Below are 12,339 nucleotides of genomic sequence, written 5' to 3'. Positions count from 1 at the left end.
CCAAATTCCAATAGTATAACTTAATTAGTCCGCAAGTTGATAAACGTCGATTAAGTTTCTACCCAAACCGTTATAGTCAAGTCCGAAACCAACAATAAATTTGTTTGGAATTCGTATTCCAACATAATCTATTTTTATATCTTTTGCATAAACATCAGGCTTCAAAAACAACGTAGCAATTTTTAAATGCTTAATGGAGTAACCTTTTAAAATGGTTTTTAGTTTTTCAACAGTATTTCCGGTATCTACTATATCTTCTACAATAACCACTGTGCGTCCTTCTAAACTTTGGTTCAACCCAATTAATTCAATTACATCATTGGTTGTTTGAGTGCCTTCATACGATGCCATTTTAACGAAACTTACTTCGCACATTCCTCTGTAATGCTTCATCAAGTTGGACAAAACCATAAAAGAACCGTTTAATACTCCAATAAAAACAGGTACGTCATCAAAGAAATCATCATCCATTTGTTTTGCAATATTTGCAATCGCGAAATCAATTTCTTCCGCCGAAATAAAAGGTTCAAACGTTTTATCGTGAAGGTGTATCATGCTATGTGTTTTTTAAAATGCAAATTTAGTGAAGTCGAAGGTATTACATCCTACGTATTCATAGTTTTTTGCAAAATTGGTATATTTACACCATGAATTCCAACATGTATCAAAAAATAGAAGGAAGCACCGCTCATGTGAAAAGTCGAGTGATGGTGAGCAATTTTGCCATGAAAAGTGAAGAAAATTTGAAAGAATTGATTGCGATTGCTTTTGATATTTCGCATGAATTACATGTAAAAGCGTTTTGGAGTTTGGATTTGGTGGGTGAAAAAAAGCTGAAATTATTGGCACACTTTATTGATGAATTTTGTGCAGTGTTGCCTACCATCAAAAATGATTCATCCTTGCGACCTGCTACACGAATTGCGATGTTTTTAACCAAAAGCAATCATCGCAAAAACGGAATTAAACTAACCCAAGAGCAAGAACATCTGCTAATTGAAGCGTTGATTGATCGATTAATTCAAGACGAAAAAGTAGCTTCTAAAGCCTACGCAATGAAAGCTTTATTTGTTTTAGGAAAAAAATACGATTGGATTTATGAAGAATTAAAACCGATTTTAAGTCAGGATTATTCCAGTCATTCTGAGGGATATAAGGCGGCAGCTAGGAATATTTTGAAAAAAATAGACCGCAAAAATTATTAGTCATCCACTGCCAATTGTCAATAAGGTACCTATTCTTCTACTCTACTACAATTTTTCATACATATTATTTATTAAAAACAAGTAGTGAAACTAATCTAACTACTTTTAGATCCCATTAAAATGAGCAAAGCTTTATTAAAAATAATCCAAAACTAATTTTTTTTTTAAGAAATGACCTATTGACTTTTAAGGTCTAAGATTATTAGATGGAAATTTTCGCTAAACTCATCAAAAAACCAAATAAGCTGATTAAAATCAACAAGTTGCAATTATTTTTCTATATTTGGCTAATTGTTTATTAGTGTTTTATTTTAATCCCTGATGATATGAAATAAAATTTTTCCCAAATTTACTTTTAACCCAAATTTTAATTAAATGGCCTCCCTAAATCAAAATACCAATATACTTGGAGTAGTTAATGCTAAACATCTGCTTAAAAGAGCCACTTTTGCTTATTCAAAAACATTAGTTAATCAGTACGCACAACTAACTCCAAATCAAGCTTTAAGTCTTTTATTGCAAGATAATCCATTAATTCTTTCTATTCCTTTTGACCCTTTACCAACTACCAGTCCGGATGGTTTCTGGACAGAGTCTACGGCACTTCCCACTAGTTTTACCGGACAAGCAAGAAAAGCTAAATTTGTTGGCGGTTGGTGGTGGTATAATGCGATTAACACACCAACATTAAAATTTAAATTATCCCATTTCCTATCAACAAGATTTACTGTTGCAAAATCAAATGGTGCGGGAAGTGCCACTGAATTCTATGACCACGTTCGTTTGTTATTGTATTACGCTTATGGAAATTATAAAACATTTGCAAAAAAAATGACATTAGACAATTCAATGTTAGATTATCTGAACAATACGGCAAATAATAAAAATTCTCCCGATGAAAATTATGCAAGAGAATTTTTTGAGCTTTTTACCATTGGAAAAGGCCCTCAAATTGCTGCTGGAAATTACACTACTTATACTGAGTCAGATATTGTTCAGGCAGCAAAAGTGTTAACCGGTTTTAAAAGAAAAAGTGATAGAACGGTAATTGATTCCACAACCGGAATACCTAAAGGTTATAATGTTTTTTCTCAACATGATGTAACCCAAAAAGTTTTTAGTAGTGCTTTTAATAACACAACTATTAGTCCTGCAACCAGCGATGTAACAATGGATGTAGAATTAGATAGTTTTGTAACTATGGTTTTTACTCAAATGGCAACGGCTAAAAATATCTGTAGGAAACTATACATCTATTTTGTTAAAGGAACCATTACTCCCGAAGTTGAAACGGATATCATAACACCCCTAGCTCAATTACTTTTTGATAATAATTATGAACTAGTACCAACAGTTAGAAAGTTATTAGAAAGCACGCATTTTTATGACCTTGACGACACTAACCCAAACGATGAAACAATTGGAGCAATAATTAAATCCCCATTGCAACAAGTTTCTGAAATTTGTAGCTATTTACAAGCTACTATCCCCAGTCCTGCAACTGACGCCTTTAACTATTATAATCAATTTTGGCTTCGGTTTATTCATGATACATTTTTAACTAATTCAAATATGATTTTATTTGACCCTGAAAATGTAGCAGGTCACCTCGCCTATTATCAAGCTCCAAATTTTGATAAAAATTGGATATCCTCTTCAACTCTAATTGCTCGATATCGACTAGGCGAATCTCTACTTGACGGCATTAACAGAATAAGTGGCAATAGCAACATTGTAGGCAAAATTAACATTTCAAGTGTTATCCTAAATGGTGGATTAATTTCAGACGCGGCCAATCCGGTGGTGTTAACTTCTGAATTATGCAATGCTTTGTTTGCCCAATTTCCTGATCCAGCAAGAGTAGCTTATTTTATGAACTCCTTTTTGTTGCAAGGTCTAGAAAATTTTTATTGGACTGATGCTTGGATTGATTATACAAACAATTCAAATAATACAGTAGTAGAACCAAGGTTAAAATTATTGGTTTCAAAATTATTAAGTGCTCCCGAATCTCAAATTTTCTAATCACAAAAAAATGAAAAGAAGAAACTTTATTAAACTTACAGCTACCGCAAGTGCATTGACGCTTCTACCTACAGAAGTATTTGCACTATTTAAATCGGCAGGAATGACCACGTGTCCAAATATCAATAATAAAAAAATTGTATTAATTCAATTGGCAGGAGCCAATGATGGTATTAACACTGTTGTACCGTTAAATCAATATGATATTTATGCCAATCTACGACCAACGATAAAGCTAAATAATACCGGTTTAAATAGTGTAATTAATTTAGACACTACAGTACCGTTACAAAATCAGGTTGGATTGCATCCTTCATTGGTAGGGTTTAAAAGTCTTTACGATAGTGGATTAATGCGATTAATTCAAGGTGTGGGCTATCCAATTCAAGATAAATCACATTTTAAATCAACCGATTTATGGTTGACTGGTGGAGATGGAACAGCAGCAAATAATAGTTTAGATAGTGGTTGGGTAGGGCGTTTTTTAGAAAATTATTATGCAAATTTTCTAACAGCAAACTTTCCATTAGGTATTCAGTTAGGTAGTAGTGAAAATTCCTTGGGTTTTCATGGCGAAGAAGAACATGGAATGTCGCTAAATATAAATGGTCAAGATCCTTCTGGTTTTTATTCAGTAGTTAACGGATTAGGAGGACCAGCTCCAACAACAATTCCAAATTCTGAATATGGTGATCTGATACAATATATTTTAAATAATGATACTTCAACTAATGTCTATGCTCAAACCATATCAACAGCATTTAGTGCGGGGACAAATACAGTTACCTATCCAAATACCGCATTATCAAACCAATTGAAGTCAGTTGCTAAATTTATATCAGGTGGTTTACAAACCAAAGTCTATCTTGTAAAAATTGGCGGATTTGATACTCATAATTTACAAGTTGCTTCAAGTACCACTTCACATTTGGGTACTCACGCCAATTTAATGACTCAAATATCCGCAGCAGTGTCTAGTTTTATAACCGATTTAAATAATCAAACTATAGGCAATGATGTACTAGCAGTAACTTTTTCAGAGTTTGGACGAAAAGCCAAAGAAAACGGAGGTTTAGGCACAGATCACGGCGAAATAGCACCAATGTTTGTTTTTGGAAATTCTGTTACTCCCGGAATATCGGGAACAAATATAAACTTAAGCGAAGCTGTTTTGTCTAATAATTATCAGGTACAAACTGTTCAACACGATTATCGAAGAGTTTATAGTACTATTTTACAAGATTGGTTTGGTGCAAGCAATAATGTGTTGGATTTAACTTTCTATGACAACACAAATGCAACTGGTTTCTCAGGGAATAAAGTTAATCAACTAATAAATACTCAAAGTACCGTTCCACTATCTTGCTACTCGGATACTCTATTGAGTTCCGAAAATCAGGTGATTAACCCTAATGAAGTAATTGTATATATTACTCCAAATTCAGAAATGCTTACAGCATTTTCTCCGGAGAATGTAAATTCGATAACAGTCTTTACAATCGATGGAAAACTACTTGGAAAATTTAATAACCCACAAATAACAAATGAATTTAGCATTCCTATTCATCAGTTTGCGGTAGGTATTTATCTTCTAATTATAAACACTAACCAAGGTAATTATTCTAAAAAAACAATTATTAGACGATAAAATAAAAATATCAATTGTTCATTACATTTTGAGTAAGTATATTTGTGAAATAAACTGTCAATAGACTGACAATTTCCCGACATGAATTACTTCTCTTCCGATTTCAAATTAGGCATTTTAGGTGGTGGTCAACTTGGCAAAATGCTTTTGGCTGATACGCGAAAATTCGACATACAAACCTATATTTTAGACCCAAGTAAAGACGCACCATGTCAATTTGGAGCTCATTATTTTGAAATTGGAAACCTTTTGGATTTTGATACCGTTTATAATTTCGGGAAGAAAGTGGATGTTTTAACCATTGAAATTGAAAATGTCAATTTAGATGCGTTAGACCAATTGGAAGCGGAAGGTAAAAAAGTATTTCCCTCGCCAAAAACTTTGCGAAACATCCAAAGCAAAATCACACAAAAAAATCTTTATTTGGGTAATCAAATCCCAACGGCCAACGCCAAAACTTTTGAAAATAAAAGTGAATTAGTGGCCGAAGTTTTAAAGGGAACGCTAACGTATCCGTGCGTTTGGAAACAAGATCGATTTGGGTATGATGGATATGGCGTAAAAATTCTAAAATCGGAAAAAGACATCACTGACTTACCAGAAACGCCCTGTTTAATTGAAGATATGATTCCGTTTAAAAACGAGTTGGCTGTAATTGTTGTACGCTCCGCGTCAGGTGAAGTCAAAACCTATCCGGTGGTAGAAATGGAATTCCATCCCGAAGCCAATCAAGTGGAATATGTAATTTGCCCGGCTCGAATTGACGAAAAAGTAGCTCAAAAAGCTCAAGAAATTGCATTGAAAGTCTCTGAGTCATTCCATCATATTGGTTTATTGGCGGTAGAAATGTTTCAAACCGAAAACGATGAAATTTTGGTGAATGAAGTGGCTCCACGACCGCATAATTCAGGACATTACAGCATTGAAGCCAGTTATACTTCGCAATTTGAAAATCATCTACGAGCCATTTTAGACTTACCTTTAGGAAATACCGCTAGCAAAGTTGCCGGAATTATGGTAAATTTGGTGGGTGAAGAAGGTTTTTCCGGTCAAGTAGTTTATGAGAATATCGAAAAAATCATGGCTATTGATGGTGTAACACCTCACATTTACGGTAAAAGACAAACACGACCTTTTCGAAAAATGGGACACGTGACGATTGTGAATGAAGATATGGTGGAAGCGAGAAGAATTGCAGAAGTAGTGAAGAATAGTATAAGAGTGATTTCAATTTAAAAATTTGAAGTTTTGAAAATAATTAAAGAGTTTTTTAAAATTAGTTACAATGCATTTGTCTTTTTAAGTGTAGTTAGTTTTGTTTTTCTTTTGCTTTGTATTTCTGCATACGAGGAAGTCAAAGAACTCGACGAAATTTACATTGGCATTCCTTATACTTTCTATCATTTTTACCCAGCAGTGTAGACCTTGACGGAATTGACTATAAATATACAAGGTATTTAAATTGGAAGTTTTTACTACATAATTATTTAATTTTCTGGATCATTACATTTGCCTATTTTCAATTAAAAAAAATATATTACAACTATTTTAGTGCAAAACTTAAACAAAAAAAGCAAATCAATTAAACAGATGTCTTGTCTCAAAAAGATTACAATTACTTTTACAATTTTAAAATGAAACAACTTCAAATTTTACTCTTTCTTTTCATTTCCCATTTGGTGTTTGGTCAGTCCAAAAAATTAACAGTTGAACAAATAAATAATAGTGGGGCATCAAAAATATATTTTATTGATAATTGTGATGAAGCAGTAAAATTAGCAGAAACAGATATAAAAAATGAGACTATTTTTTTATTTCTTCAAAGTGGAGAAGCTCCAATAATATATACTGGGGATAAAACTTTTGAAGAAAAATATAGAATTGAATTTTATGAGCAAGGATGCATTGGTTCAAATTGTACAAAAGAATACAATGAAATAATTTTCAATTACCTAACCAACAAATACGGTAAAAAGTGGATAAAACAAATTAGAAAAGATGTAATAGGATTTAAAAGTTGGAAGAAACAACTTTAAACCTTAAACTTTAAACAAACTTAACAAATGAGCAAAGTAGCCATTATCATGGGTTCCATCTCCGAGATGCCGGTCATGCAAGAAGCCATGGACATTTTAAAACTTTTGCGGCTGTAAAAATTCATCAAAATATATAAAGTATATACTTTTTATATATACTTTTGTAAAAAATAAATTTATGAAAACAATATCTTTAAAAATTGATGATGCTATTTTCGATGACACCGAAAACATTCTAGAAAATATTAAAAAACCCCGTAATCGCTATATTAACGAGGCGATTGAATATTACAATAAAGTTCAAAATAGGATTTTATTACAAAAAAAAATGCACTTTGAATCTAAATTAGTTTCAGAAAGCTCAATGGAAGTTTTAAGTGAATTTGAACAAATAGACAACATAAATGAATCAATTTGAAATTTGGCTTGCAGATTTAAACCCTCAAATAGGAACTGAAGCAGGAAAAGTTCGCCCTGTAATTATTGTTCAGACAAATTTTCTAAACGAAATTCGTCATCCATCAACAATTGTTTGTCCAATTACTACAAAATTAAATAACGAATCATCCATTTTAAGAATAAGAATCAATAACGGAAATTGCGGTTTGACTGCCAATTCAGATATAATGATTGACCAAATTAGAAGCATTGATAATTCGAGATTTGTTAAAAAAATTGGAATTGCAACAAATCAAATAAAAAATAAAATTAAGGAAAACATACTTAATGTTTTGGATTTTTAAAACATAAAAAAATGAGCAAAGTAGCCATCATCATGGGTTCCATTTCCGACATGCCGGTCATGCAAGAAGCCATCGACATCTTAAAAGGATTTGACATAGAAACCGAAGTCGATATTGTTTCGGCACATCGTACACCGGAAAAATTGTTTGATTTCAGTAAAAATGCACACACGCGTGGTATTTCGGTGATTATTGCCGGTGCAGGTGGTGCCGCACATTTACCGGGAATGGTTGCTTCGATGTCGCCGTTGCCAGTCATTGGCGTTCCGGTGAAATCGAGTAATTCAATTGACGGCTGGGATTCGGTTTTGTCGATTCTACAAATGCCGGGAGGTGTTCCGGTAGCAACAGTCGCGTTGAACGGGGCAAAAAATGCCGGAATTTTAGCTGCACAAATCATCGGAAGTCACGATAAATGTGTGTTGGATAAAATAGTTTTTTATAAAGAAGGTTTGAAAGAGGCTGTGAATAGAGCGGCATCTGAATTGAAAAAATAAATACAACATTAAGAAATTAAGGGTTTTCCATTAAGAGTAGTAAGCCTTAATGAAAACCCTTAAATTTTCTTAATCCCTTAATGTTAAAAAAAGAAATGAAAACACTTACTCAAAATTTCGAATCCAAACACAACACCGCACCTTTTTCGCAAATACAATTAGCCGATTACAAACCGGCTTTTGAAGCTACGATTGCTCAGGCAAAAGCTGAAATTGACGAAATCGTAAACAATTCTGAAGTTCCTACTTTTGAAAATACGATTGAAGCACTCGATTTTTCAGGTGAAGCTTTAGATCGATTATCATCCATTTTCTTCAATTTGAATTCTGCTGAAACATGTGACGAAATGCAAAAAATTGCTCAAGAAGTTTCGCCTTTGTTGACTGAATTTAGCAATGATATTTCGTTGAACGAAGACTTATTCAAACGTGTAAAAGCCATTTATGATCAAAAAGACAAATTGACTTTAACGACCGAACAAGCGACTTTATTAGATAAAAAATTCAAAGGTTTTTCACGAAATGGAGCTTTACTTGCGGAAGCAGACAAACTGAAATTACGTGAAATTGACACCGAATTAGCCAAATTAAAATTAACCTATGGCGAAAATGTACTAGCCGAAACCAACAATTACCAATTGCACATTACAAACGAAGCCGATTTAAAAGGCTTGCCTGATGGAACGAAAGAAATGGCGGCAAGTTTAGCCAAATCGAAAGGATTGGACGGTTGGGTTTTTACGTTGGATTTTCCAAGTTATTTGCCGTTTGTAACGTATGTTGACAACCGTGAATTGAGAAAAGAAATAGCCATTGCTGCCGGAAAAAAAGCATTCCAAAATAATGAATTTGATAATAAAGAAAATGTCAAACGCATTGTAGAATTGCGTCATAAAAGAGCAAATTTATTGGGTTATGAATCGCATTCGCATTTTGTTTTGGAAGAACGAATGGCTCAAAATCCGGAAAAAGTGAAAGCTTTTTTGAATGATTTATTGGAAAAAGCCAAACCGGCTGCTCACAAAGAGTTTGCCGAATTGACTGCTTTTGCGAAAGATTTAGACGGAATTGAATATTTGGAAAAATGGGACGGCCCTTATTATTCAGAAAAATTGAAGCAAAAATTATTTAGTTTGGATGATGAATTGTTGAAACCGTATTTCAAATTAGAAAATGTGTTAAACGGAGCGTTTACGATTGCCGAAAAATTATTCGGAATTAGGTTTAAAGAAGTTTTTGATATTGATACATACCATAATGATGTGCAAACTTTTGAAGTTTTAGATTTTCAAAACGAATTAGTAGCTGTTTTCTACGCTGATTTTTTTCCGAGAAAAGGTAAACGTAACGGTGCTTGGATGACCTCTTTTAAACCACAATATATCAAAAATGGTGTGAACGAAAGACCACACGTTTCGATCGTATGTAATTTTACACCACCAACGGAGACAAAACCTTCCCTCCTAACCTTTAACGAAGTGACGACTTTGTTTCACGAATTCGGTCATGCCTTGCATGGTATGCTGGCGAACACGACCTATCCGAGTTTGTCCGGTACATCCGTATATTGGGATTTTGTGGAATTGCCGAGTCAAATCATGGAAAACTGGTGTTATGAACCGGAAGCTTTGGCATTGTTTGCGAAACATTATTTAACTGGGGAAGTGATTCCGCAACAGTATGTGGAAAAAATCAAGGAAAGTGCAAGTTTCTTGGAAGGAATGGCAACGATGCGTCAATTGAGTTTTGGACTGTTGGACATTGCTTATCATGCCAAAGTGCAAACGATTGACGATGTTAAAGCTTTTGAAAAAGATGCTTTTGAAGGTACTTTATTATATCCGGATGTGGAAGAAAATTGTATGAGCACGTCGTTTTCACATATTTTTCAAGGAGGTTATTCATCGGGTTATTACAGTTATAAATGGGCGGAGGTTTTGGATGCCGATGCGTTTGCCTATTTTCAGGAAAAAGGAATTTTTAATCATGAAGTGGCGGCAAAATTCAAAGACAACGTTTTATCAAAAGGCGGAACAGAATTGCCGATGGAATTGTATAAAAAATTCAGAGGTCAAGAACCGAAAGTGGAGGCTTTGTTGAAGAGAGCGGGGTTGGTTTAGATTAACGATTTTTGATTGACGATTTTTGATTTTAGCACTTCCCCGCGTTAAGGATTGAAGTGCAAAGCCCGCAGCAAAAAAATGCCAATTTTCTTGAGCCAAAAAAGCGACCAAAGGAAGCTCTTTTTGGATTTTAGAAAATGGCATTTTTTGCGATCCCGATAGCTATCGGGATGCAACGAAAAGCCTGACCCGCAGCTTGCGGATGGGAACGCCCAAAACTTATTTCAAAAAATCCCTGAAATTCTCTTGATTCACCACCCTAAAACTCGGGTTGTACGCTTCTATAAACGATTTTGGTAATTTCGCTTTTTTGGTACTTGACCATTTGAATTCAAACGCACTAACGGCATCGGCATTGGTTTCGATATAATCGACTTCTTGCTGGGTAGTGGTTCGCCAAAAAAAAGGTTTGGCAAGGCTTTGTGCATACGACAAATGTTTCATTCGTTCTGCAATCATAAAATTTTCCCACAATGCACCTTTGTCTTGACGGAGAGCCAATGCATTGAAATTTCCGATGACCATATTTCGCACACCCGTGTCGTAAAAATAGATTTTCTTGTTGGCTTTTATCTCGTTCCGAATGTTTTTGGAGAAACTGTTCAAACGAAAAACAACAAAACTTTTTTCCAACAAATCAATATAAGTGTTGACTGTGTTTTTATCTACTCCAACGAGTTGTGCAATTTCATTATAACTCACTTCGCTACCAATTTGCAAAGCCAAAGCTTGAAGAATTTTATCCAAAATATCAGATTTTCGAATGCCGGCCAAAGCTAAGATGTCTTTATACAAATAACTTGAAACCAAGTTTTTCAAAATTTCATATTCGTTGCCAAAATTATTGATAACATCGGGATACATGCCATATAACATGCGTAATTCCAGTTGCTGATGTGCTTTTACGTAACCTACATTTTGCTCGAATTCGTTCCAAGAAACGGGAAAAAGTTGGTATTCAAACTTTCTGCCTGTTAAGGGTTCTTGCGTTATGTTATTGATATCAAACGCTGACGAACCCGATACAATCACTTGAACATCTTTGATTTGGTCTACTATAATTTTCAGTTTCAGCCCAACATTGGGTATGCGTTGAGCTTCGTCAATAAAAATGTATTTATAATTTCCGACGATACTCCTCAATTGTTCTGTGTTTGCATTTGAAAGCAATTCACTCACAGAATGATCGTCACCATCTAAAAAAAGATAGGTTTTATCGGCTAATAACGCATTGATTAAAGTTGTTTTACCAACTTGTCTAGGCCCAATTAGCACAATTGCTTTACCTTTATGCAATTTGTTGATTACAATATTGGTTAAATCCCTATTTATCATGACTTTAAAATTTAATTCAAAAGTACAAAAATAATTCTATTCACCAAATTTATATATTATTTGGTGAATGTACTCACCAAATTTATATATTTTTTTGCGAATGTACTCACCAATATTATACTTTTTAAAAAACACTCAACAAACTTTCATTTTTTTTTGAAAGTTTAAAAACTTTTACATATCTTTGTCGTATGGAATTCAAAGAAGCAAAAAATAAATTCGTTCAAACTTGGGGAGCTTTAGGTTCGCAATGGGGAATTAACAAAACCATGGCACAGATTCATGCGTTGTTGATGGTTTCGCACGAACCGATTTCGATGGAAGACATTATGGAGGAATTGCAAATTTCTCGCGGCAATGCTTCCATGAATTTGAGAGCATTGATGGATTGGGGAATTGTATATAAAGAATACAAAGCCGGCGAACGCAAAGAGTTTTTTACTGCCGAAAAAGATTTGGACGAACTAGCCGTAAAAATTTCGAGAGAACGAAGCAAACGTGAAATTAAACCCGCCTTAAAAATTTTAAAAGAAGTTTCAGCATTAAAATCAGACGGAACAGCAGCCGAAAAACATTTTGTAGATCAAACCTCTAAATTATATGATTTTGTGTTGAAAGCCGATAATGTATTAGACAAAATCACTGAATACAAAGACAATTGGTTGGCAAAATTGGTGGTGAAAATAATGAAATAATTTTTTTTTAATAACAACTTTCATTTTTTTCT

At 33.9% G+C, this 12,339-nt stretch carries 12 protein-coding genes and 1 pseudogene; 11 read left to right on the top strand and 2 right to left on the bottom strand.

The genetic code is table 11. The features are described 5' to 3' along the window. Window positions 1-24 precede the first annotated feature (24 nt). A complete protein-coding gene (locus tag ACIQ2S_RS01140) occupies window positions 25-555 on the bottom strand; it encodes a phosphoribosyltransferase (RefSeq protein WP_396172227.1) in 531 nt (176 codons plus the stop codon). 92 nt (window positions 556-647) lie between these two features. On the opposite strand from ACIQ2S_RS01140, the gene ACIQ2S_RS01135 reads away from it, so the two are divergent. The 10 genes and pseudogenes from ACIQ2S_RS01135 (at window position 648) to ACIQ2S_RS01090 (ending at window position 10,274) form a co-directional block, all read left to right on the top strand. Then, window positions 648-1,205, top strand: coding sequence for a hypothetical protein (locus tag ACIQ2S_RS01135; protein ID WP_396172226.1), 558 nt, complete (start codon window positions 648-650; stop codon window positions 1,203-1,205). Window positions 1,206-1,580: 375 nt separating this feature from the next. Next, window positions 1,581-3,230: a DUF1800 family protein gene (locus ACIQ2S_RS01130; RefSeq protein ID WP_396172225.1), complete on the top strand. Its 1,650-nt coding sequence runs from the start codon at window positions 1,581-1,583 to the stop codon at window positions 3,228-3,230. Window positions 3,231-3,240: 10 nt separating this feature from the next. Then, on the top strand, window positions 3,241-4,878 hold the full coding sequence (locus ACIQ2S_RS01125; RefSeq protein ID WP_396172224.1) for a DUF1501 domain-containing protein: 1,638 nt from the start codon (window positions 3,241-3,243) through the stop codon (window positions 4,876-4,878). A gap of 81 nt (window positions 4,879-4,959) precedes the next feature. Continuing rightward, the gene (locus tag ACIQ2S_RS01120) at window positions 4,960-6,114 is read left to right on the top strand and encodes a 5-(carboxyamino)imidazole ribonucleotide synthase (protein WP_396172223.1); all 1,155 of its coding nucleotides are present in this window, start codon (window positions 4,960-4,962) and stop codon (window positions 6,112-6,114) included. A 398-nt stretch (window positions 6,115-6,512) separates the two neighbouring features. Beyond that, window positions 6,513-6,914: a hypothetical protein gene (locus ACIQ2S_RS01115; RefSeq protein ID WP_396172222.1), complete on the top strand. Its 402-nt coding sequence runs from the start codon at window positions 6,513-6,515 to the stop codon at window positions 6,912-6,914. 27 nt (window positions 6,915-6,941) lie between these two features. Further along, window positions 6,942-7,016 (top strand): annotated as a pseudogene (locus ACIQ2S_RS01110) (5-(carboxyamino)imidazole ribonucleotide mutase); the annotation flags it as partial. A gap of 76 nt (window positions 7,017-7,092) precedes the next feature. Continuing rightward, on the top strand, window positions 7,093-7,332 hold the full coding sequence (locus ACIQ2S_RS01105) for a hypothetical protein (protein ID WP_396172221.1): 240 nt from the start codon (window positions 7,093-7,095) through the stop codon (window positions 7,330-7,332). Further along, window positions 7,319-7,657, top strand: coding sequence for a type II toxin-antitoxin system PemK/MazF family toxin (locus ACIQ2S_RS01100; RefSeq protein ID WP_396172220.1), 339 nt, complete (start codon window positions 7,319-7,321; stop codon window positions 7,655-7,657). The genes ACIQ2S_RS01105 and ACIQ2S_RS01100 overlap by 14 nt, the downstream gene beginning before the upstream one ends. An 11-nt stretch (window positions 7,658-7,668) precedes the next feature. Then, entirely contained in the window at window positions 7,669-8,154 is a 486-nt protein-coding gene (gene purE / locus ACIQ2S_RS01095; protein WP_396172219.1) for a 5-(carboxyamino)imidazole ribonucleotide mutase, read from the top strand. A 95-nt stretch (window positions 8,155-8,249) separates the two neighbouring features. Further along, entirely contained in the window at window positions 8,250-10,274 is a 2,025-nt protein-coding gene (locus tag ACIQ2S_RS01090) for a M3 family metallopeptidase (protein ID WP_396172218.1), read from the top strand. A gap of 222 nt (window positions 10,275-10,496) precedes the next feature. Here the strand turns inward: ACIQ2S_RS01090 and ACIQ2S_RS01085 are convergent, their stop codons facing one another. Further along, window positions 10,497-11,612 carry an ATP-binding protein gene (locus ACIQ2S_RS01085; protein ID WP_396172217.1) on the bottom strand — a complete coding sequence of 372 codons (1,116 nt, stop codon included), beginning with the start codon at window positions 11,610-11,612 and terminating at the stop codon, window positions 10,497-10,499. A 191-nt stretch (window positions 11,613-11,803) separates the two neighbouring features. On the opposite strand from ACIQ2S_RS01085, the gene ACIQ2S_RS01080 reads away from it, so the two are divergent. Further along, on the top strand, window positions 11,804-12,307 hold the full coding sequence (locus tag ACIQ2S_RS01080; protein ID WP_396172216.1) for a GbsR/MarR family transcriptional regulator: 504 nt from the start codon (window positions 11,804-11,806) through the stop codon (window positions 12,305-12,307). Window positions 12,308-12,339 lie beyond the last annotated feature (32 nt).

The organism is Flavobacterium sp. (assembly GCF_044371705.1).
In the GTDB taxonomy this organism is placed as follows: Bacteria; Bacteroidota; Bacteroidia; order Flavobacteriales; family Flavobacteriaceae; genus Flavobacterium.
Note: the sequence above shows the minus strand (reverse complement) of the source record. Positions and strands in the feature narration are given on the sequence as shown.

What these genes read in the sequence shown, in the direction of transcription:
- ACIQ2S_RS01100 (WP_396172220.1), top strand. Translation starts at nt 7,319, where the DNA reads ATGAATCAATTTGAAATTTGGCTTGCAGATTTAAACCCTCAAATAGGA.
- ACIQ2S_RS01120 (WP_396172223.1), top strand. Translation starts at nt 4,960, where the DNA reads ATGAATTACTTCTCTTCCGATTTCAAATTAGGCATTTTAGGTGGTGGT.
- ACIQ2S_RS01085 (WP_396172217.1), bottom strand. Translation starts at nt 11,612, where the DNA reads ATGATAAATAGGGATTTAACCAATATTGTAATCAACAAATTGCATAAA.
- ACIQ2S_RS01135 (WP_396172226.1), top strand. Translation starts at nt 648, where the DNA reads ATGAATTCCAACATGTATCAAAAAATAGAAGGAAGCACCGCTCATGTG.
- ACIQ2S_RS01125 (WP_396172224.1), top strand. Translation starts at nt 3,241, where the DNA reads ATGAAAAGAAGAAACTTTATTAAACTTACAGCTACCGCAAGTGCATTG.
- purE (WP_396172219.1), top strand. Translation starts at nt 7,669, where the DNA reads ATGAGCAAAGTAGCCATCATCATGGGTTCCATTTCCGACATGCCGGTC.
- ACIQ2S_RS01090 (WP_396172218.1), top strand. Translation starts at nt 8,250, where the DNA reads ATGAAAACACTTACTCAAAATTTCGAATCCAAACACAACACCGCACCT.
- ACIQ2S_RS01115 (WP_396172222.1), top strand. Translation starts at nt 6,513, where the DNA reads ATGAAACAACTTCAAATTTTACTCTTTCTTTTCATTTCCCATTTGGTG.
- ACIQ2S_RS01130 (WP_396172225.1), top strand. Translation starts at nt 1,581, where the DNA reads ATGGCCTCCCTAAATCAAAATACCAATATACTTGGAGTAGTTAATGCT.
- ACIQ2S_RS01105 (WP_396172221.1), top strand. Translation starts at nt 7,093, where the DNA reads ATGAAAACAATATCTTTAAAAATTGATGATGCTATTTTCGATGACACC.
- ACIQ2S_RS01080 (WP_396172216.1), top strand. Translation starts at nt 11,804, where the DNA reads ATGGAATTCAAAGAAGCAAAAAATAAATTCGTTCAAACTTGGGGAGCT.
- ACIQ2S_RS01140 (WP_396172227.1), bottom strand. Translation starts at nt 555, where the DNA reads ATGATACACCTTCACGATAAAACGTTTGAACCTTTTATTTCGGCGGAA.